The 19,314-nt window shown below is 64.3% G+C and carries 19 protein-coding genes; 4 read left to right on the top strand and 15 right to left on the bottom strand.

What is annotated here, in order from left to right; all coding sequences use genetic code 11:
• Positions 1–44: 44 nt before the first annotated feature.
• The 4 genes from G502_RS0107230 to G502_RS0107215 are packed head-to-tail and all read right to left on the bottom strand — an operon-like array spanning position 45 to position 2,987.
• Positions 45–416 (bottom strand): winged helix-turn-helix domain-containing protein, encoded by a 372-nt coding sequence (locus G502_RS0107230; protein WP_022727994.1) that lies wholly within the window; start codon positions 414–416, stop codon positions 45–47.
• A gap of 46 nt (positions 417–462) precedes the next feature.
• Positions 463–1,704 (bottom strand): CCA tRNA nucleotidyltransferase, encoded by a 1,242-nt coding sequence (locus G502_RS19140; protein ID WP_022727993.1) that lies wholly within the window; start codon positions 1,702–1,704, stop codon positions 463–465.
• Between the two features lie 33 nt (positions 1,705–1,737).
• Complete coding sequence (locus G502_RS0107220) at positions 1,738–2,445, bottom strand: CoA pyrophosphatase (protein ID WP_022727992.1); 708 nt, start codon at positions 2,443–2,445, stop codon at positions 1,738–1,740.
• Positions 2,403–2,987 (bottom strand): DUF1285 domain-containing protein, encoded by a 585-nt coding sequence (locus tag G502_RS0107215; protein WP_322098869.1) that lies wholly within the window; start codon positions 2,985–2,987, stop codon positions 2,403–2,405. The genes G502_RS0107220 and G502_RS0107215 overlap by 43 nt, the downstream gene beginning before the upstream one ends.
• Positions 2,988–3,021: 34 nt before the next feature.
• Between G502_RS0107215 and G502_RS0107210 the strand changes: the two genes are divergently transcribed.
• Genes G502_RS0107210 through G502_RS0107195 form a run of 4 tightly spaced genes read left to right on the top strand, consistent with a single transcriptional unit; the run spans position 3,022 to position 9,786 of the window.
• On the top strand, positions 3,022–4,032 hold the full coding sequence (locus G502_RS0107210; RefSeq protein ID WP_022727990.1) for an AAA family ATPase: 1,011 nt from the start codon (positions 3,022–3,024) through the stop codon (positions 4,030–4,032).
• A gap of 12 nt (positions 4,033–4,044) precedes the next feature.
• Positions 4,045–4,971: a DUF58 domain-containing protein gene (locus G502_RS0107205; protein ID WP_022727989.1), complete on the top strand. Its 927-nt coding sequence runs from the start codon at positions 4,045–4,047 to the stop codon at positions 4,969–4,971.
• On the top strand, positions 4,971–7,697 hold the full coding sequence (locus tag G502_RS0107200; RefSeq protein ID WP_022727988.1) for a DUF4159 domain-containing protein: 2,727 nt from the start codon (positions 4,971–4,973) through the stop codon (positions 7,695–7,697). The genes G502_RS0107205 and G502_RS0107200 overlap by 1 nt, the downstream gene beginning before the upstream one ends.
• Position 7,698: 1 nt before the next feature.
• The gene (locus tag G502_RS0107195) at positions 7,699–9,786 is read left to right on the top strand and encodes a membrane protein (RefSeq protein WP_022727987.1); all 2,088 of its coding nucleotides are present in this window, start codon (positions 7,699–7,701) and stop codon (positions 9,784–9,786) included.
• A gap of 65 nt (positions 9,787–9,851) precedes the next feature.
• Here the strand turns inward: G502_RS0107195 and G502_RS0107190 are convergent, their stop codons facing one another.
• From G502_RS0107190 to G502_RS0107140, 11 genes are all read right to left on the bottom strand, one after another.
• Positions 9,852–10,673: an alpha/beta fold hydrolase gene (locus G502_RS0107190; protein ID WP_022727986.1), complete on the bottom strand. Its 822-nt coding sequence runs from the start codon at positions 10,671–10,673 to the stop codon at positions 9,852–9,854.
• Between the two features lie 24 nt (positions 10,674–10,697).
• Positions 10,698–11,210: a GNAT family N-acetyltransferase gene (locus tag G502_RS19135; RefSeq protein ID WP_022727985.1), complete on the bottom strand. Its 513-nt coding sequence runs from the start codon at positions 11,208–11,210 to the stop codon at positions 10,698–10,700.
• A gap of 15 nt (positions 11,211–11,225) precedes the next feature.
• On the bottom strand, positions 11,226–11,885 hold the full coding sequence (msrA, locus tag G502_RS0107180; RefSeq protein WP_022727984.1) for a peptide-methionine (S)-S-oxide reductase MsrA: 660 nt from the start codon (positions 11,883–11,885) through the stop codon (positions 11,226–11,228).
• Positions 11,886–11,953: 68 nt separating this feature from the next.
• Positions 11,954–12,484, bottom strand: coding sequence for a DoxX family protein (locus tag G502_RS19130; RefSeq protein WP_211217805.1), 531 nt, complete (start codon positions 12,482–12,484; stop codon positions 11,954–11,956).
• A 26-nt stretch (positions 12,485–12,510) separates the two neighbouring features.
• On the bottom strand, positions 12,511–13,251 hold the full coding sequence (locus G502_RS21355; protein WP_162140955.1) for an HvfC/BufC N-terminal domain-containing protein: 741 nt from the start codon (positions 13,249–13,251) through the stop codon (positions 12,511–12,513).
• A complete protein-coding gene (gene bufB / locus G502_RS19120; RefSeq protein ID WP_022727981.1) occupies positions 13,241–14,125 on the bottom strand; it encodes an MNIO family bufferin maturase in 885 nt (294 codons plus the stop codon). Before bufB ends, G502_RS21355 begins: the two co-directional genes overlap by 11 nt.
• Before the next feature lie 23 nt (positions 14,126–14,148).
• Positions 14,149–14,457 carry a BufA1 family periplasmic bufferin-type metallophore gene (locus G502_RS19115; protein ID WP_022727980.1) on the bottom strand — a complete coding sequence of 103 codons (309 nt, stop codon included), beginning with the start codon at positions 14,455–14,457 and terminating at the stop codon, positions 14,149–14,151.
• A 142-nt stretch (positions 14,458–14,599) separates the two neighbouring features.
• Positions 14,600–15,571, bottom strand: coding sequence for an NAD(P)/FAD-dependent oxidoreductase (locus tag G502_RS0107155; protein ID WP_022727979.1), 972 nt, complete (start codon positions 15,569–15,571; stop codon positions 14,600–14,602).
• On the bottom strand, positions 15,568–17,151 hold the full coding sequence (locus G502_RS0107150) for an OpgD/OpgG family glucan biosynthesis protein (protein ID WP_022727978.1): 1,584 nt from the start codon (positions 17,149–17,151) through the stop codon (positions 15,568–15,570). The genes G502_RS0107155 and G502_RS0107150 overlap by 4 nt, the downstream gene beginning before the upstream one ends.
• 111 nt (positions 17,152–17,262) lie before the next feature.
• The gene (gene fghA, locus G502_RS0107145; RefSeq protein WP_022727977.1) at positions 17,263–18,102 is read right to left on the bottom strand and encodes an S-formylglutathione hydrolase; all 840 of its coding nucleotides are present in this window, start codon (positions 18,100–18,102) and stop codon (positions 17,263–17,265) included.
• Between the two features lie 67 nt (positions 18,103–18,169).
• Complete coding sequence (locus tag G502_RS0107140; RefSeq protein ID WP_022727976.1) at positions 18,170–19,276, bottom strand: S-(hydroxymethyl)glutathione dehydrogenase/class III alcohol dehydrogenase; 1,107 nt, start codon at positions 19,274–19,276, stop codon at positions 18,170–18,172.
• Positions 19,277–19,314: the final 38 nt, after the last annotated feature.

The raw sequence follows: 19,314 nt of genomic DNA, 5'->3' as shown, positions 1-19,314 counted from the left end.
ATGTCTGATTGAACATAACGAACCTTTGGCCAGGGGGTCAAAGGCTATTTCCCCTCCGCCTCCTCCAGCAACTCATTGCGCAGACCGTCCAGCTCCTCGGCGATAGCAGCATGGGTTAGCCTCTCCATGCGCCTATAGCTGGTCAGAACGTGCTGGCCGGTCTCGCTCAGACTGGCACCGCCCCTGGATTTTCCACCACGATGGGTTTCCACCAGCGGTTCTCGGAAACAGGCATTCAGGCTTTCCACCAGATGCCAGGCCCGCCGGTAACTCATGCCCAGACGGCGCCCGGCCGCGGCGATGGAGCCGGTATCGCGTATCGCCTCCAGGATATCCGCCTTCCCGGGTCCCAGGGCCACATCCGGCGCCAGAACGATCCGCAGGCGGGCTCCCGTTATCTTGTTTCCGGCCTTCATGTCACCGCCTCGGGACCGGTTCCCCGGGATGAGAGCAATCCGCGCTTCATTGCCGCTCCTGCGCTGCCTGCCGCTGTTGGCGGAAGCGCGCCAGCAGGGCCTGACGGTCAGGTTTGCGGTCCTGCTGCAACCACCAGTCCTCCAGAGCCTGCAGCGCCGCACCCAGTTCGGGGCCACGTTCCATCCCCTCGGCCAGAAGATCCGCCCCGGTGACTGGCAGGGGAATTGCCCGCCAGTCCCGCGCCGTGGCCAGGACGGCCTCGGGCAGGGCCTGATTCCTGCGGGCTGCCGCCAGGGCCAGCTGGGCCAAGACAAGATCGCGGCCGCGCTCATGCAGGGCCCGCTGCAGCTTCTGCTGTCCCGGCGGCATCTCCCGGAAGGCATCCGGTTGGCAGTAGTCCTGAAGCTGCCTGGCTTCGGCCCGTGACAGGCGAAGGCGCGCGGCCGTTCGACCGGCGGCCTCGGCCGAGGCCGGCAGCAGGGCGGCAAGCCTCAACAGGGGCGCGCTGTCGGGCAGGCCGGTACGCAAGCGCGCCAGGCTGGCCACCGACAGCGGGTCTTCCAGCAAATGGGGCAGGATGCGCTGTTCCTCCATCAAGGCGAGGCTGCTCTCCGGTGCCGGCGCGGCCAGCAGCTTCAGCAGCTCCACACGCACGCGCTCCCCCGACAGTCTGGCCAGCTTCGGCGCCGCCTCTGCCGTGGCGCGCAGGGCGGACTCCTCGGGCCGCGTCCGCCCGTAATGAGCCAGGAAACGATAGAAGCGCAGCAGGCGCAGGTAATCCTCGGCAATGCGAACGGCCGGATCACCGATGAAACGAACCCGTCCGGCCTCGAGATCCTCCAGGCCACCGAAATAGTCGTAAAGCCAGCCCTCGGGATCGCAGGAAAGGGCATTCATCGTCAGGTCGCGCCGCGCCGCATCAGACCGCCAGCAATCGGTGAAGGCGACCACCGCCCGGCGTCCGTCGGTTTCCACATCCTGGCGCAGGGTCGTGATCTCGAAAGGCTGGCCGCGAGAAACAGCCATGACCGTTCCATGGGACAGGCCGGTGGGAATCACCTTGACGCCCGCCGTCTGCAACAACTCCATCACCTTCTCCGGCGGCGCCGGAGTCGCCAGGTCGATGTCGCTCAAGGGACGCCCCAGAAGGCTGTCACGGACACAGCCGCCCACATAGCGCACCTCCACGGCACCGACTTTCAGAGCCTCCAGCACCTCGGCCGTGGCGTCTGGAGGACCCAGAGACGGTGGCGTGATTCGCCGCGCGGCTGCGTGCCTTTCCTCCATGGACCTCTCATGAATGCAGAAAATGGGCGTGAATTATCGGGCTGGGAGCAGCAGCTCGCAAAGGTTTTTCAGCATGCCGGCGGTGGCACCCCAGATATAGCGCTCGCCATAGGGATAGACGTAGAAATGGCGTTGTTTGCCACGGAACTCCCGGCTTTCCGTGCGACAGTTCTGCTCGTTGAGCACGAAGGACAACGGAATCTCGAAGATTTCCTCGACTTCACCGGGATCCGGCTTCAGTTCCAGGGGCGGCTGCAAGGCGCCGACGAAGGGCGTGATCTCAAAGCCCGTGCGCGTGATATAGGTTTCCAGCTGTCCCAAAGGCCGCACCTGGCTGCGCGGCAAGCCGATCTCCTCCTCCGTTTCGCGCAGCGCGCAGGCCAAGGGGCCATTGTCGCGCATCTCAAGCCGTCCTCCGGGAAAGGAGATCTGGCCAGCATGGCAGGAAAGGTGACCGGCACGCTGGGTCAGGAGGATATTCAGACCCTCTGAGCGCTCCACCAGGGGCACCAGGACGGAGGCCGCGCGCAACTCCATGGAAGGATCATAGAAGTCGATGTCAGGGTTCAGTTCGTGATCCCCGCGTAGCCCATGATCGGATTGGGCGGGCGGGCGCACGAACGGCTTCGGATCGTGCCCGTTTGCCAGCGGCGCGCGTTGGCGCAAACGCCGGCTTACCCGTTCCAGGTCAAGCGCGTCTAGACCGCTTTCTCCAGGGGAAAGAAGGTGTTCCTGCTCCATATCCCCAGTGTTTCCTCCCCATTGTGCGTTCCGGGTACCGCCAGCTCCACCAGGTGATAGAACACCGAACGGGCCAGACGGGCCTCAAGATTGTTTCTGACTGTTATATAGGGTCTGGGTTCCCCGGTTTCAGGGTCCTGCTCTACGCGCAGGGGATGATCGCTGTCCAGCACAACCCAATCATCGACATTCGTGCGGAAGCTGAGCACGTGCTCAGGGCCATCGCTCTCTTCCTGCAGTTCCTCGGCGATGAAAGGCGCATCCTCCACCTCGATGCGGCCGCGCTCGACAGGCGTCACCAGCCAGTAGGTGCCGTCATCTTCTCGCCGCAAAACGGTGGAAAAGAGTTTGACCAGCTGCATGCGCCCGATGGGTGTGCCGCGATAGAACCAGGTGCCGTCACGGGCGATCCGCATGTCGAAATCGCCACAGGACGGAAAGTCCTCCGCAGACGGCGCTGGCGACTCGCCAGCGCCCTGCTGTCCGTCTATGCTTGAGGCTGCCGGGCTTTCGTTCGAGGTCATGGCCATGTACCACTCCATCAGACTCGCCAGAACAGGAGACGCGGTTAACGTGATGACAAACGCTGCTTCCCTTTCCGAAGCCGAGGCCGAGCAGGTCGCCGCAGAAATCGATTCCCTGGGACGGCGACTGCAAAGCCTGCGCAGCGCTGTCGGACAAGTCATATTTGGGCAGCAGGCCGTCATCGATCAAACTCTTATTTCCCTGCTGGCCGGAGGCCATGTCCTTCTGGTCGGCGTTCCGGGCCTGGCCAAGACGCGCCTGGTGGAGACCCTTGGCCGGGTTTTCGGCCTTGAGGACCGCCGAATTCAGTGCACGCCCGACCTGATGCCGGCTGATATTGTCGGCTCCGAAGTGCTGGACCAGCTGGCCGACGGCAGCCGCAGTTTCCGCTTCGTGCCGGGCCCCATCTTTGCCCAGGTCCTGATGGCCGACGAGATCAACCGCGCCAGCCCGCGCACGCAATCAGCCCTGCTGCAGGCCATGCAGGAACAGCGCGTCACGGTTGGCGGTCAGTCCTACGACCTGCCACAGCCCTTCCACGTCCTGGCCACCCAGAACCCCCTGGAACAGGAAGGGACCTACCCCCTGCCGGAAGCCCAGCTCGACCGCTTCTTCATGGAAATCGACGTGGACTACCCGGACCTGGAGGCCGAGCGCCAGATGCTGCTGGCCACCACCGGAGCCGAGAAGACGGAAGTTCCCCAGGTCTTCGATGCGGCCGAACTGATGAAGGCCCAGGCGCTGCTGCGGCGCATCCCCGTGGGCGAACAGGTGGTCGAGGCCATACTGGCCCTGGTGCGGCAAGGACGCCCGGAAAGCACCGGGCTGGAGGACGTGCGCCGCCATGTGGCCTGGGGTCCGGGCCCGCGTGCCAGCCAGGCCCTGATGCTGGCCGTGCGGGCGCGTGCCCTTCTGGATGGCCGCCTTGCGCCTTCGCTCGACGATGTCGTTGCCCTGGCAGCGCCGGTCCTGCGCCACCGCATGGCCCTGAATTTCGCGGCCCGAGCCGAGGGTATCGGTGTCGAGGACATCATCGAGCAGCTCAGCCGACCCTACGCATAAGGACGCAAGGTCATGGCCGCCATGCCGGGAAGAACGGGACCTTCAGCCGCACCGCTGAGGCAGGAGGCCGAACGCCTGGCCGGACCCTTGCCGGCCCTGCAGGTTGCCGCCGAGCGCGTGGCCGCCACGGTCGCCCAGGGTCTGCATGGACGCCGGCGAACGGGGCAAGGGGAAGCCTTCTGGCAATTCCGACCCTATGAGACCGGGGACCGCCTGCAGCAGATCGACTGGCGACAGAGCGCCAAGAGCGACCGGCTTTATGTCCGCGAGCAGGAGTGGGAAGCGGCACAGTCCCTCTGGCTGTGGTGCGACCCCTCTGCCTCCATGGACTGGACCTCCGATCAGCGCCAACTGCCCACGAAGCAAGCGCGGGCCAATCTGCTGGCCATGGCGCTGGCCTGCCTGCTGCTCAAAGCCGGTGAACGCGTGGCCCTGCTGGAGTCGCCACGCCCACCGGCCACGGGCCGTGCGGCATTGTCCCGCCTGTGCCTGGAGCTTGAACAGCAGCAGGCCTCGACCGGGCCGGCCGCCGCAGACCTGCCGCATGATCCGCGTGTGCCCCGCTATGCCCGCCTGCTGCTTTTCGGCGACTTCCTGAAGGTCGACGACCAGATCCACGACCATTTGCGGCGCTATGCCGAGAACGGGATCCAGGGGCAACTGGTCCAGGTGCTGGACCCCGCCGAACTTGCCTTTCCCTATCAGGGCCGCATCCGCTTCCGCGGCCTTGAAGGCGAGCCCTCCTGGCTGGTCAATCGCAGTGAGAGCCTGCGCTCGGACTATCTGCACGCCCTCGAGAAGCAACGCGCCCGTCTGGCGGATGCCGCCAGGTCTCTTGGCTGGAGCTACAGCCTGCACAGCACCGGGTCCTCGGCAGAACAGCAACTTCTGATGCTGTATCAAGGCCTCAGTGACGGCCCGACAGCGGGAGAGCTCTGATGCTCGCTCTCGGCCCTCTTGCCTTTGCCAGTCCCTGGCTGTTACTGGCCCTTCTCGGCCTCCCGGCCCTCTGGTGGCTGATGCGCGTCACGCCACCGGCGCCGCGCCACCAGACCTTCCCGGCGATCGGGCTGCTGCTTGGCCTCAAGCCCGCCGAACAGACGCCTGCCCGCACGCCCTGGTGGCTGCTGGCGCTGCGCTTCCTTCTGGCCGGGCTGGTCATCCTGGCTTTGTCGCAGCCGCTTTTGAATCCCCAACCCGCGGCGCGGCAGGAGGGCGCTTTCCTGATCGTCATCGACAACGGCTGGTCGGCCGCCCGCAACTGGCAGCAAACCCGCAGCGTTGCCGAGCGCCTGCTGACACAGGCCGAACGCGAGAACCGTACCGTCTATCTCCTGACAACCGCCGATCCGGAAGGAGAGGATCCTGGCTTCGAGCCGCTGGATGTTGCCACGGCCCGCGAACGCCTGGCCGTGATCGAACCCAGACCCTGGCCACCGCAGCATGAAGATTTGGCAAGCGCGCTTCGCGAATTTCCACGCGACACCGATGTGGTGCCCTACTGGCTGAGTGACGGCGTCGTGTCCGACAACACGGACAGAGGTGGTATCGACAGCCTGGGCGATCGCCTGGACCGCCTGGGCGACCTGACGGTTTACCGACCCGCAAGCGAACGCCTGCCCCATCTTCTACAGCCGCCACGCGAGACCGCCAGTCACCTGAAAGTTGCCGTGCAGCGTCTGTCCGAAGGTTATGAGGAAAGCGTCGCACTGCTGGTACAGGATGGCGAGGGCCGGGTCCTGGATCGCCAACCGGCCGATTTTCCGCCCGGGAGTCTGGAAACCACAATTACGCTGGAGTTGCCACTTACGCTGCGCAACCGGGTCGAACGGCTGAGCCTGGAAGGCGAGGCTGGCGCCAATGTTGTGGCTCTCAGTGACGAGCGCTGGCGAAGGCGGCCTGTGGGACTGCCGCTGGCCAGCGACAGCGAACGCCGGCAGCCCTTGTTGAGTGACAGCTACTATCTGACACGTGCCCTGTCGCCCTTCACCCAGGTGACCGAGGCACCCCTGGCACGGCTTCTGGAAACGCCCCAGGCATTGATCGCCCTGCCGGACCGTATTCTGGACGAGAGCGAGGCTCAGCAGCTCGATCCCTGGATCCGCCAGGGTGGGCTGCTTCTGCGTTTCGCCGGACCGCGACTGGCCGAAGCGGAAAATCCGCGGTTGTTGCCCGTGGAGCTTCGGCAGGGGGGGCGTACATTGGGCGGCACACTGACCTGGGACCAGCCGATTGCCCTGGACGATTTTCCCAAAGACAGTCCACTGGCCGGACTGGAGGTATCGGAAGAGGTCACAGTCTCCAGCCAGGTCCTGGCCCGGCCTGACCTTGGCCTGAACGAGAAGACCTGGGCACGGCTGCAGGATGGCACCCCCCTGATCACCGCCGAACAGCGCGGAGAGGGCTGGCTGGTGCTTGTGCATACCTCGGCTGGGCCTGCCTGGAGCAACCTGCCACTCTCCGGTCTTTACGTAGAGCTTCTCCGCCGTCTTGTTGCCTTCTCGGCCGGAGTCAGCGGAGAGGGAGACGGCCCCCTGCCGGCCTGGCAGGTTCTGGATGGTTTCGGAAGACTGCAGGATCCGGCGCCCGAGGTGCACCCTCTGCCGCAAGAGGCAGGCACAGCCCAGATTGGACCGCGCCAGTCGCCAGGCTACTATGGGAGCGATATAAGCCGCCAGGCCCTGAATCTCGCACCTGCTCTGACTGACGCGGAAACCCTGCCCTCGCTTGGCGAATATGGCACGGAGCGCAGCCATGAAACCGGCCCCGAACGTCCCCTGTTGCCCTGGTTGCTGAGCGCAGCATTGGGACTGGCGCTGCTGGACCTCTTGATCTCCCTTGGCATGCGGGGACTGTTGCCGATCCGGCCCCAGCTGCGAAGGGGCACGGCTCTTCTGGCCTTCGCCCTGTTGGCTGGCCTCACCCTGTCAACCGATGTACAGGCACAGTCGGAGCAGAAGCAGCAGCGTGCGCTCCAGGCCAGCCTGGAAACCACCCTGGCCTATGTGCAAACCGGCGATCCCGAGCTGGACCAAAGCAGCCGGGCCGGTCTGGTCGGTCTCGGCCAGGTCCTGACGCAGCGCACGACCATCGAGCCGGGCCCGCCCATGGGCGTACGCCCCGGCGAGGACGAACTGGCCTTCTATCCGCTGCTGTACTGGCCCGTTTCGGAACAGCAGGCGCCTCCGGACCGGGCCGCCGAGAGGGCACTGCAGGATTATCTCGATCACGGCGGCACACTCCTGCTGGACCTGGGTGACGGGCGGGGCAGCCGCGTGGATGGGGACAGCCGACTGCAACGCCTGACATCCGGGATCGAGATACCGCGCCTTGTCCCCGTGCCGGAGGATCATGTGCTCACGCGGGCCTTTTACCTGCTGCAGGAATTCCCCGGACGTTATGCAGGCGAAACGCTTTGGGTCGAGGAGACCGACGAAACACGCCATGATGGCGTTGCCACGGTGATCATCGGCAGTCACGACTGGGCCTCGGCCTGGGCGGTCGACGAGGGCGGGCGTCCACTGTCCGCCGTGATCCCCGGCGGGGAGCGCCAGCGCGAAATGGCCTTCCGCTTCGGGGTCAACCTCGTGATGTATGCCCTGACCGGAAACTACAAGTCCGATCAGGTGCACGTACCCTTCATCCTTGAACGGCTGGGACAGTGACATGCTTGATGCACTTTCCCTGACCTTCAGTCCCGTTATACCCGCCTGGCTTCTGCTGGCTGCTGCGGTCCTGTCCTTGGGCCTGCTGCTGCTTGGCCTCTTCAATCGCGCATCTGGCCTGCTTCCACGCAGCCTGGTCCTGGCTGTACTGCTGCTGGCCCTGGCCAACCCTGCCGTAGTCCGTGAAGACCGCGAAGCGCGTGACGATGTGGCCCTGGTCGTGGTCGATCGTAGTGCCAGCCAGACCCGTATTGCCCCTCGTCCCGAGCAGACGGAGCAGGCGCTCATCCGACTGAGAGAAGAGCTGGAAACCCTGGACAATACCCGGATCCAGGTCCTGGAAAGCCGCGGTGAAGGCGGCGGCCGCGCCGCCGGCACGCAGCTGTTCCAGGACATTTCCACCAGCCTGTCCGACATCGGACGTGCACGTGTCTCGGCCATCTTCGTGATCAGCGACGGACGGATCCACGACACGCCTGAAGTGTCGCAGGACCTGGGCGTGGATGCCCCGGTTCATCATCTGAAAACCGGGCAGGAGGACGAACGCGACCGACGCATCACGGTCGAGGATCTGCCCGCCTTCGCCCTGGTGGATCAGCCCGAGCGCCTGCGCTTCCGCGTGGAGGACCTGGGCGGTGTTCAGGGCGACGGCCAGGCCGAGGTTATCCTTTCCCTGAACGGAAAGCCGGTGGAACGGCTCGAGGTGCCGGTGGGCGAAACCCGGGAACTGCCCTTTACTCTGGAACGCCGCGGCGCCTCCATCCTGGAACTGGAAGTGGCAGCCGCGCCCGAGGAACTGACCGAACTGAACAACCGCGTGGCAACCACGGTCAACGGCGTGCGCGACCGCCTGCGTGTTCTGCTGGTCTCCGGCGAGCCGCACCCGGGAAGCCGTGCCTGGCGCAACATCCTGAAGTCCGATCCCTCCGTTGACCTGGTGCACTTCACGATCCTGCGTCCCCCCGAAAAGCAGGACGGCACGCCCATCGACGAGCTGTCGCTGATCGCCTTTCCCACGCGCGAGCTCTTCGAGGTCAAGCTGCCGGAGTTCGACCTGGTGGTCTTCGACCGCTACCAGCGTCGCGGCGTCCTTCCAACCGCTTACTACAACAACATTGCGGCCTATGTGGAGAACGGCGGCGCCCTGCTGGATGTCTCCGGCCCGGACTATGTCTCGCCCATGTCCCTCTGGCGCACCGGCCTGCGCCGCGTGCTGCCCGCAGCCCCCACGGGCGAGATCTTCGAGCAGCCCTATCGGCCGGATGTGACGGAAACCGGCGAGCGACATCCCGTGACCAGCAGCCTGCTCAGACAGGTGCCGCGCGACAAGAACGGACAGCCGGCCTGGGGTGAATGGTTCCGCCTGATCGACAACGACCCTGGCCAGGCGGACGTCCTCATGTCAGGCGCCAGCGACAGGCCCCTGCTTCTGCTCACGCGGCAGGAGCAGGGCCGGGTGGCGCAGCTGTCCAGTGACCAGATCTGGCTTTGGGGCCGGGGTTATGATGGGGGCGGCCCCCAGCGCGAACTGGTGCGCCGGATCGCGCACTGGCTGATGAAGGAGCCGGATCTGGAGGAGGAGGACCTTCTGGCCGAAGTGCGCGAGGACCGTCTTGTGATCACGCGGCGCTCACTTGCCGACGACACGGACCCCGTGGAAGTCACCCTGCCGGACGGGCAGACCCGCAGCGTGACCCTGGAGCAGAGCGAACCGGGTCGATTCCAGGCCAGTCTGCCCATCGAGCAGCAGGGCCTCTATCGCGTGGAGCAGAGGGATTTGCTGGCGCTCGCCGCCCTGGGCGCGATCAACGCAAAGGAATTCGAAGATCCGCGCGCAACAGCAGAGATCCTGGAACCCTTGCGCGCGGACAGCGGTGGCGGCCTGGCCGAACTGCATGAGGAAACTGTGCCGGCCTTGCGCAAGGTTGCCCAGGGACGCGACCGTCACGGCGCCGGATGGATGGGTGTCCTGGACCGCCAGAGCTATCGCGTGACCGGTGTCGAGCGCACACCCCTGCTGCCCGGACTGCTGCTTCTGGCCCTGATCCTCGGCGGCCTCATGGCCGCCTGGTACCGCGAAGGGCGCTAGGGAAAAATATCCAACGTTTGATGCCCGCGCTGGACGGCGGCGTTGGAACCGCCGTCTCTTTTCGCTCAAACTTGCGCGGTCCCGATGAAGCGCCTTGTGGCGTCTATATACGGCTCCGGATGAGTGACGTGGGGAATATGCCCCGCCTGTTCGAAGCAATACACTTCCATTTCGGGTATGATGGCCGCTAGAGCATCAATAACGGGTGCGAACAGCGGCGGACTTTGGCCGCCGGTAGTGAGCAAAATGGGAAGACGCTGCTGTTGGAGAGCTTCGATATCGATCGCCATCATCTCACGATCATTGAACTCATCTAGAAAGGACGGGGCGTTCTCCGTCATTTCATCTCGGACCTCCTGCGGCATGTGTTCCCACGCTCCGGGGCCGAATATCACCTCATCCATGAAGCGTTCGGCTGCACGCGCATGTTCACCAGCATCGATATAGCTAGCTACGATCCCGAGCTGATGCTCGATCTCTTGTAACATTGGCCGTTGAGCCGGGTCTTCCGAGAGGAGCGAGAAAAGTGGCGGTTCGTGCGCCACGACGCCCCGCAGCAGATCTGGTCGCTCCGCCGCCAACCGAAGCGCAATCGACGCCCCGAGAGAATTGCCCACCACCCATGCGGGCGGCAGGCCAAGCTCCTCGATGAGTATAGCCAGGTCATTCACGTCCTCACGGATGCTCCCCTGACCCGGTGGACGCTCGCTTTGTGAATGCCCGCGTCGATCGTAGGTGAGCACACGGTGAGATTTGGAGAGTTCCGGAGCGACAAATTCCCAATCCCGGTGCGAAGCCCAGGATCCGTGCACAAGCGCGACGGCCTCCCCTACATTCCCAGAAAAATCGTAGAACAGATCGACACCGTTGACGTGAATCCTGGCCATGTCGCCCTCCCAGCCGCTTAATGTCTACCCATCGTGTTTAAGCTTGGTAACTCCAGCTTCCTCGGTCCAGCTCAAATGAACAGCTTCCCGAATCGAGCGCGGTTCCCGGCCATAGCTTCGGAAGCCAAGGGATTGGTAGAGGCGGAGCGCAGCTGTGTTGTTGGCAACCACGGTCAGCTGCAGCAGGGAAACCTCCTGCGCCGCCCGCTCTATCAGTTGAAGCAACAGTTCTCTTGCAATGCCTTGTCCGCGCTCGCTGGCCCGCACATACATGCCCCAGATCAGGCCCTTGTGCCGGAGCTTGCAGCCGCTCAGGCGTGCATAGCCGGAAATGCCCACCAGTTCGTCACCGCGAAAGGCCCCAAGCACATGCGTTTCGGCAAGCCGCTGTTGCGTATAGTCCAGGGGCAGGTGCTGTTCGTCGGCGGCGGAGTAGCGGAAGCTGGCCGGCTCCGAGGCGAAACCCTCGCAGCGCAGGCGGCAAAAGATTCCCGCATCTTCGTGCACAAGCCGGCGTATGCGTAGCGTCTCGGGCATGCGCGGGCCGGACCGTCAGCCTTCGGCCACCACTCCCGTGGGCAACGGGCAAGCGACCCCGGTACCATCCACGCCGCAATAGCCGCCCGGATTCTTCGCCAGATACTGCTGGTGATACTCCTCGGCAAAGTAGAACGGCCCGGCTTCCCGGATCTCGGTGGTAATGGCGCCATAGCCCCTGGCCGACAAGGCTTCCTGATAGGTCTTGGCACTTTGTTCGGCCTCCTGGCGCTGGGCTTCACTGCTGTAGTAGATGGCGCTGCGGTACTGGCTGCCCACGTCGTTGCCCTGGCGCAGGCCCTGGGTCGGATCGTGTTCCTCCCAGAAAACCTTCAGCAGGTCGCGATAGCTGACCTGGGCCGGATCGTAGACCACCTGCACGGCCTCCGTATGACCGGTGCCGCCCGAACAGACCTCTTCATAGGTGGGATTGGGCGTGGCCCCTCCGGCATATCCGACGGCGGTTAAGTAGACACCAGGAAGCTGCCAGAACAGGCGCTCGACCCCCCAGAAGCAGCCCATGCCGAAAACCGCGGTTTCCAGGCTCTCCGGATAGGGCGGTGCCAGGGGCCGCCCGTTCACATGGTGCGTACCGGGTTCGACGATCGCTTCATCGCGCCCGGGCAGTTCGCGACCGGGTGTGGGCATTTCCGCACTGCGCTTCAGGAAAAACATGGTTGACCCTTATGTCTGTCAGCAATCCCATGGGAGTTCCTGCAATATAGGGCCGCCCGTCGGTCATTTCACCCGGCCCGTTGTGTTTTCCGGCCAGTGCCCGGAAGCAGGCGGCCGATCAAGGCATCCAGAGACAGCAGGCCGGGCCCGCGCACCAGGACCAGCAGCAGCAGGAACATCCAGAAATAGTGCACCGGATTGGCGATGGCATTTTCCTGTCCCTGCGGCGTCTGGCCGACGACGAACTGGATCACGGCCGTCATGATCAGAAGGCCCAGGGCCGAGAAGCGCCCGGCCAATCCCGCCATCAGCAAAATCGACAGGCCCAGTTCACCCGCCGTGGTCAGCGGTGCTGCCAGGGCCGCCGGCAGGAAGGGAACCGGGTGAATCTGCGAGAACAGGAAGTCCTGGCTGCTCCAGTTGGTGATGCGCGCCCAGCCGGCATTGAAGAAGATCAGGCCGATCCAGATGCGCGCCGCAAGCAGCAGCAGCGGCATGCCCAGATACTCCAGTTGAGTCGTCCTGCGCCGCCATTGCGGCAACCATCTGGTCAAGAGATCACTCTGCGCCATCGTCCTTTGCTCCATTGAAGAGTCCATGATTTCCGTTTTCCTTTACCCGTCGTTCATCCGTCCGTCGGAAAGGTGAAGGCTCCAAGCGGCAGGAATTTCACCAGGAAATGCTGCAGGTCGAATGCCGGATCCCGCGCGAAAGCACGCTCCGCGGCCGCTTCCAGCCCCTGTCCCTCTGCCAGAGCCGTGAACAGGGCCGCCTCGCCGGGTCCAAGCACACAGACCGCCACTTCACGCTCCTTGCGCAGGATGGCCAGGTGACGGTCCGCTCGGGCAAGCGCGCTCCAGGTGATCTCTCCGGCCTTGTAGCGGTCCACAGGGTGAGCCAGGCAAAGCAGGTGCGTGGCCGGATGCAGCGGCAGACCCATCTTCAGGAGGGTTTCAGGCGCCAGAGTCTGCAGGGCTGGCAGCGTGATCGCGTCCGCGTCCTGGGCAAAGCCCGCCTGCAGGCAGGCCCATTCCAGACGCGCGAGATCGGCCAAGGCGGGTTTGCCGGCTGTGTGCCGGTAGGTCTCGAGATAGTCCGCCAATCCCTCGCCATAGAAGGCTAGAACAGCTCGGCGTGGCGGGTAGTCCATGATGAAGTCCCGGGCGAGCACACCGAAGTTCCCTGCCCCCAACACGCCTTCCAGGCAGGGATAGGCTGCGGCCAGGGTCTGGCGCAGGGAATCCTGGACCGTAATGCGATGGACCGCCAGGCGTTCAGCCGGCTGGACCCCGGCGACATCCATAGATTGCGCGGCGGTTCCCTGAAGCAGGGCCTGCGCCATGTCTCTTTGCAGGTCATGCAGCATGGCAGTCCGCTCCATTCTCGGCGAGCCTGCGGGCCGCCCCTCTTGCCTCTTCCAGCAGAACGGACAGAGGCGGAAGGGCTGTATCCCACTCGATCAACGTCGGGCGGGGACCGGAGAGCTCAAGAAGCCGCTCGTACAGCGCCCAGACTTCCGAACAGACCCGGCTGCCATGATCGTCCACCAGCAGCGTCCCATGATCGTCGCTCCGGCGCGCGTGCCCGGCCAGGTGAACCTCTCCAACCGCCTCAAGCGGCAAGCCGTCGAAACAGCTGGACAGGTCGCGGCCGTGATTGACGGCACAGACATAGAGGTTGTTCACGTCCAGCAGCAGGCCGCAGCCCGTGCGGCGGACCACCTCGGCCAGGAAATCATTCTCAGGTATGACACTCTCGGCAAGCGATAGATAGGTTGAGGGATTCTCTACCAGGATCCGGCGTCCAAAGGCCTCCTGGGCCCGGTCCACGTTGCGGCAGACAACCTCCAGCGCTTCCTCGCTGTAGGGCAGGGGCAGAAGATCGTTCAGGTAGACCCCATCGACCACGCTCCAGGCGATATGTTCCGACACCTGAGCCGGGGCAAAACGGTCATAGGCCTGACGCAGACGTGCCAGGTGCGTTTCGTTCAGCCCCTCGGCCGAGCCCAGTGAAAGGCCGACGCCGTGGAAGCTCAAGGGATAGTCGCAGGCGATGGACTCCAACTCGGCCAGGCGTGGTCCGCCGCACACAAGGTAGTTCTCCGAATGAACCTCCAGCCAGGCGACCTTCTGGCGTTGGGCAAGGAAGTCCGGAACGTGGCCCTGCCGCAGCCCCACTCCCGCGGCTGCGGGAAGGGGCCAGCGGCTGGCCGGGGCGGGCGTGGCCGTTGTGTCCGTCATGACTGGCCTCCCGACCCCCTGGATCAGGAGTCCTTCACGTTCTCTTCGTTGCTGCCCTCAAAGGCCTGGGTCTGGCCGCCCATGTCCTCGCAGGCTTCCTCGCTGTCTGCGGCTTTCCAGTCCTGGCCGGAATAGTCCTCGGTGGACTGTCCGGCGCAGGAGTGCGTTCCGGCAGCGTTGGCACAATCATTCTCACCGGCCTTGGCAATGCCGTAGCACTTTACCGTGTCATCGGCCTGCGCTTCGGAAATGCCGGTCTGGCCGCCCAGGGCCATGACACCGGCCAATGCGGCGGCAGCGGAAAGTGCGGATACGGATTTGCTGATAGTCATATGATTTCTCCCTAGTTCCTGTGGCGCAGAAATTTGCGCTACCAGAAAAACTAGGCCCTGGGCGAAACGAAGAGAAATCAAGTCCTATCACATGAGCGTGAGGAGCCTGTGAGACGGCAGAGGAGGCATGCCATACCGACCTTCAGGCGAAGGCCGCCAGCATGTGACCCAGTTGACGACCGCTGTCCCAGGCAGCCTCCGCACGGGCCCCCAGGCACCAGTCGCCACAGGCAGACAACCCCTTGTCGGTGTCCAGCAGGAACGGGGCGGACAGGGGCGTTTCGACCCGCGCGTAAAGCCAGCTGTGGCTTTCCAGATGACAGGGGTCGGGCAAGCGGCCGCCAAGCTGGCTTTGCCACTGTTCCAGCAGGGCCTCCGCCCGCTTTTCCGGCGTGACGTCCAGGAAGGACTGGCTCCACTCGGCATCGGCTTGAAGCACCCAGCAATCCGGGCCTGTTGGCCGCTGCGGCTTCGAGCTGTTCCGGGCCGCCCAGGGAACGGCCGCCTCGCGATCACAGATCACGTCCTGCCCCTCCCGGATGGACTCTTCGAAGGCAACCAGCGCCGTCATGCAGGGTGAGAGCATGCTGTCGGCAGCGGCATCGAACAGGGGGCTGTGCGGCTGCAGAACTGCGCGGGCCTGCGGAGCCGGTATGGCCGCAACCACCTGGTCGAAACAGCCCAGCGCTCCACCCTGGGCATCCAGCAGGCGCCATTGCGTGCCGGCGGGCTCAAGCTGCGCCACTGCCGTCTGCAAATGGACCTGAAGATGATCGGCCAGTGGCTGGACCAGCTGGCTCATGCCGGGACAGCCCACATGCCAGTCCTCCAGAGCCGGAAGGCCCTGCGGACTCCAGGCCGCTGCCGCCCCCGCGCAGCTCGCCCGATCCACCAGCTGGCGGAACCCCGGGCTGCGCGCCGTGACATACTGCGCTCCGTGATCGAAGCGCAGTGCGCCCCGGTAGCGGGTCGCCAGGCGGCCGCCCGTCCCGCGGCTCTTCTCGAAAACGGTGACATGGCCACCGGCGGCCTGCACCTCATGGGCACAGGCCAGCCCGGCAATCCCTGCGCCGATCACGGCCAGGTGAAAGCCTTTGTCCGGCTCCGCCTTCATGCAGGCTCCGGCGGATGGAACTGATACAGCCAGGTTTCGCTCAGGACGCCATTGTCATCCTTCAGGTGCAGGCGCAGTTCGACAGGCTCATCCCCCTCGATCTCAAGGTCGAACAGGGCGCGCCAGCGTTTGCTGTCGGGCACCGGCTCCGTGCTCTGGTTGGACAGCCCGCCGCGCCCGGCCGAAAGCTCCATATCCGGGGGACTGTCCGGGTCACGTCCCTGCAGGGCACCACCTTCGAACTCCACGACGAACTTCCAGACACCTTCCGGACGCTCTGTGCCTGCATTTCCGCCGCGCCCGATACGCGTGGCGCTGACATGAGCCAGCTCTTCGTTCGCATAGGGTTCGTCTTCCATCCAATGCAGGCGATAGCGGAAACGATAGGCTTGTCCCGCTTCGACGGGCTCATCCGGCACCCAGAAGGCCGCGATGTTGTCGTGGATCTCGTCATCGGTGGACAGTTCCACCAGTTGCACATTGCCGGCACCCCAGTCATCCAGCGGTTCGACCCAAAGCGACGGCCGCCGGTGGTAGTTCACACCATCCAGGTAATTTTCGGGGTTTCGATCTCGCTGCAGCAGCCCGAAGCCCCGCGGGTCCCGGTCTACAAAGCTGGAAACCACGGGCTCGGACGGATTGTTGAGCGGTCGCCAGATCCGCTCGTTGGCCCCGGTCCAGAGCGCCAACCCGTCGGAATCATGCACTTCGGGCCGCCAGTCTACCATCTTCGGGCGATTGTATTCCCCGTACCAGAACATCGAGGTGAGCGGCGCGATTCCAAAGCGTTCGATGGGCTGTCGCGTGAACAGATGGCTGTCCACTTCCATGACCACCCCATCGTTGCGCCGGATTTCGAAGCGGAAGGCACCGGTAACACTGGGGCCCTCAAGCAGGGCATGGACCTGCACGGCCTCTTGCTGATTGGGGGCCGAGGCAATGTAGAACTCGGTGAAGTCCGGGAACTCCTCGGGGCCCGCCGTGGCCGTGTCAACGGCGATGCCGCGTGCCGACAGGCCGTACTGGCCCAGTGCCCCTATGGCGCGGAAATAGGACGCCCCCAGGAAGGCCGCCCAGTCCTGGGTCTTCCAGTCGTCGCGCTGGCGAGCTTCATGCAAGCGGAAGCCGGCAAAGCCGCTGTCCTCGGGCAACTCCTTCGCAGGGCTGTCATCCGGCATCTCGAAGTAGTCCGGATCGTAGAGAATCTCTCTGGCCTTCCCATCCTCGACCATGTGCATGCGCACGCGCTTGGGAAAGAAGCGGCCAAGATGGAAAAAGGTAACGGGATAGACACCGGGCCCATCGGCAAACAGGGCGACATCGCGGTCGAACTGGATCGCGCCATGGGCATCATAGTCGATTTCCTGGACGACCTCGGGCGCCGGCTCATACGGGGCCTGATAGTCCTCCTGGGCCAATTGGCGGGCGCGCGCAATCAGGGCCTCGAAACTGAAATCCTGGGCGGAAGCAAACGATAGCGCCGTATCGGCCCAGAGCGGACCTGAAGGAACGCCCAGAGAAGCCAGCACGGCCGTGGCGGTTGCCGACTGCAGCAGATGGCGGCGGGAAAGATGAGCCATATAAACCAAGCCTTTCGACTGTCTACCTGAATCGCCTGCCTGTAGGACAGGACCTTGGCCTAATCTTGTACGCCGCCGCCCGGTTTCAATTACCGGCTGAACCTTCAGGCTTCACTTGAGTCTCTGGGCATGGAAGGACAGATGATCGTCGATGAAGCTGGAGATAAAGAAATAGGAGTGATCATAGCCCGGCTGGCGGCGCAAGGTCAGCTTTTGCCCCGCCTTGGAAGCGGCCTCCTCCAGCAATTCGGGCTTCAGCTGCTCTTCCAGGAAGCCGTCGGCCGTGCCCTGATCCACAAGAATGTCATCAAAATGTCCTGAAGCTGCATCTCTTGCGATCAGCAACGAGGCGTCATGCTGCTCCCAGGCTTCCGAGCGGGGGCCCAGGTAGGCCCCCAGGGCCTTCTCGCCCCAGGGGCAGCGGGTTGGTGAGGCAATGGGCGCGAATGCCGAAACCGAGGTGAACAGCCCGGGATTGTTCAGGGCCAGCGTCAAGGCACCATGACCGCCCATCGAGTGCCCCGAGATCGCCATGGGACCCTTGCGCGCCGGCAGTTCCTGCTGCACGACGGCGATCAGGTCCTGCGTGACATAGCTTTCCATTCTGAAATGCGGTGACCAGGGCGCCTCCGTTGCGTCCACATAGAAACCGGCCCCCTGGCCCAGGTCATAGCTGTCGTCATTGGCCACGCCCTCGCCACGGGGGCTGGTGTCCGGAGCCACCACCATCAGCCCCAGTTCCGCCGCCTTGCGATAGGCGCCGGCCTTGCTGGTGAAATTGTCTTCGGTACAGGTCAGGCCCGACAGCCAGAGCAGGACGGGGAAGGGGCCTTCACCTGGCGGCAGGTAGGCCGAAAATCGCATCTCGGTACCGGTGGCAGTGGAGGGGTGGCTGCAATAACGCACCTCGCCACCGAAACAACGGCTGCTGGCCCGGATTTCCAGGGTCATGTTTGCTCTCCCGATAGAGGCTGAAGCAGCAGGGCCGCCCCTTGAAGGCGGCCCCGGCTTGAGATGGTCAGTACGTGATCACGCTGCGGATCGACTTGCCTTCATGCATCAGGTCGAAGGCGTCGTTGATCTTATCCAGCGGCATGGTGTGGGTGATCATGTCGTCGATGTTGATCTTGCCGTCCATGTACCAATCGACAATGCGCGGCACATCCGTGCGGCCGCGTGCGCCCCCAAAGGCGCTGCCCTTCCAGGTCCGGCCGGTGATCAGCTGGAAGGGACGGGTCGAAATTTCCTCTCCGGCGCCGGCGACACCGATGATGATGCTCTGGCCCCAGCCCTTGTGTGCACACTCCAGCGCCTGGCGCATGACGGAGACGTTGCCGATGCACTCGAAGCTGTAGTCGACGCCGCCATCGGTCATCTCGACGATGGCCTGGGTGACGTTGTCCACATCGTTTGGATTGACGAAGTCGGTCATGCCGAACTTCTCGGCCAAGGGCTTCTTGTCGGGATTGATGTCGACACCGATGATGCGGTCGGCGCCCACCATGCGCGCGCCCTGGATGACATTCAGGCCGATACCGCCCAGGCCGAAGACGGCAACGGTCGCGCCGGGCTCCACTTTTGCGGTGAAGACCACGGCACCGATACCGGTGGTAACCCCGCAGCCGATGTAGCAGACCTTGTCGAAGGGCGCGTCCTGGCGGATCTTCGCCAGCGAAACCTCCGGCAGGACCGTATGATTGGAGAAGGTCGAGCAGCCCATGTAGTGGTGCAATGGCTTGCCATCCAGCGAAAAGCGGCTGGTGCCGTCGGGCATCAGGCCCTGGCCCTGCGTGGCCCGCACCTTCTGGCAGAGGTTGGTCTTGGGATTCAGGCAGAACTTGCACTCCCGGCATTCTGCCGTATAGAGCGGGATCACATGGTCGCCGGGCTTAAGGTCCTTCACGCCAGGACCGGTTTCCACAACGACCCCGGCGCCCTCGTGACCCAGGATGGTGGGGAAGAGGCCCTCCGGATCCGATCCGGACAGCGTGAAGGCGTCGGTATGACAGACACCCGTCGCCTTGATCTCGACCAGCACCTCGCCTTCGCGCGGCCCCTCCAGGTCAACCTCGGTGACTTCCAACGGCTTTCCGGCCTCGAATGCGACGGCAGCTCTTGTCTTCATGCCTTCCTCACTTCCTTCTTTCGGGCGACTCAAGGTAA

This window comes from Fodinicurvata sediminis DSM 21159, from assembly GCF_000420625.1.
GTDB classification, from domain to species: Bacteria; Pseudomonadota; Alphaproteobacteria; order Kiloniellales; family DSM-21159; genus Fodinicurvata; species Fodinicurvata sediminis.
Note: the sequence above shows the minus strand (reverse complement) of the source record. Positions and strands in the feature narration are given on the sequence as shown.

Bases quoted from the DNA above. Each gene is read 5' to 3' on its own strand.
- G502_RS0107210 (WP_022727990.1), top strand. From the start codon at position 3,022: ATGACAAACGCTGCTTCCCTTTCCGAAGCCGAGGCCGAGCAGGTCGCC.
- G502_RS0107155 (WP_022727979.1), bottom strand. From the start codon at position 15,571: ATGAAGGCGGAGCCGGACAAAGGCTTTCACCTGGCCGTGATCGGCGCA.
- G502_RS21355 (WP_162140955.1), bottom strand. From the start codon at position 13,251: ATGCTGCATGACCTGCAAAGAGACATGGCGCAGGCCCTGCTTCAGGGA.
- G502_RS0107230 (WP_022727994.1), bottom strand. From the start codon at position 416: ATGAAGGCCGGAAACAAGATAACGGGAGCCCGCCTGCGGATCGTTCTG.
- G502_RS0107195 (WP_022727987.1), top strand. From the start codon at position 7,699: ATGCTTGATGCACTTTCCCTGACCTTCAGTCCCGTTATACCCGCCTGG.
- msrA (WP_022727984.1), bottom strand. From the start codon at position 11,885: ATGTTTTTCCTGAAGCGCAGTGCGGAAATGCCCACACCCGGTCGCGAA.
- bufB (WP_022727981.1), bottom strand. From the start codon at position 14,125: ATGACGGACACAACGGCCACGCCCGCCCCGGCCAGCCGCTGGCCCCTT.
- G502_RS19115 (WP_022727980.1), bottom strand. From the start codon at position 14,457: ATGACTATCAGCAAATCCGTATCCGCACTTTCCGCTGCCGCCGCATTG.
- G502_RS0107190 (WP_022727986.1), bottom strand. From the start codon at position 10,673: ATGGCCAGGATTCACGTCAACGGTGTCGATCTGTTCTACGATTTTTCT.
- G502_RS0107150 (WP_022727978.1), bottom strand. From the start codon at position 17,151: ATGGCTCATCTTTCCCGCCGCCATCTGCTGCAGTCGGCAACCGCCACG.
- G502_RS0107220 (WP_022727992.1), bottom strand. From the start codon at position 2,445: ATGGAGCAGGAACACCTTCTTTCCCCTGGAGAAAGCGGTCTAGACGCG.
- fghA (WP_022727977.1), bottom strand. From the start codon at position 18,102: ATGACCCTGGAAATCCGGGCCAGCAGCCGTTGTTTCGGTGGCGAGGTG.
- G502_RS19140 (WP_022727993.1), bottom strand. From the start codon at position 1,704: ATGGAGGAAAGGCACGCAGCCGCGCGGCGAATCACGCCACCGTCTCTG.
- G502_RS0107205 (WP_022727989.1), top strand. From the start codon at position 4,045: ATGGCCGCCATGCCGGGAAGAACGGGACCTTCAGCCGCACCGCTGAGG.
- G502_RS0107200 (WP_022727988.1), top strand. From the start codon at position 4,971: ATGCTCGCTCTCGGCCCTCTTGCCTTTGCCAGTCCCTGGCTGTTACTG.
- G502_RS19135 (WP_022727985.1), bottom strand. From the start codon at position 11,210: ATGCCCGAGACGCTACGCATACGCCGGCTTGTGCACGAAGATGCGGGA.
- G502_RS0107215 (WP_322098869.1), bottom strand. From the start codon at position 2,987: ATGGAGTGGTACATGGCCATGACCTCGAACGAAAGCCCGGCAGCCTCA.
- G502_RS0107140 (WP_022727976.1), bottom strand. From the start codon at position 19,276: ATGAAGACAAGAGCTGCCGTCGCATTCGAGGCCGGAAAGCCGTTGGAA.
- G502_RS19130 (WP_211217805.1), bottom strand. From the start codon at position 12,484: ATGGACTCTTCAATGGAGCAAAGGACGATGGCGCAGAGTGATCTCTTG.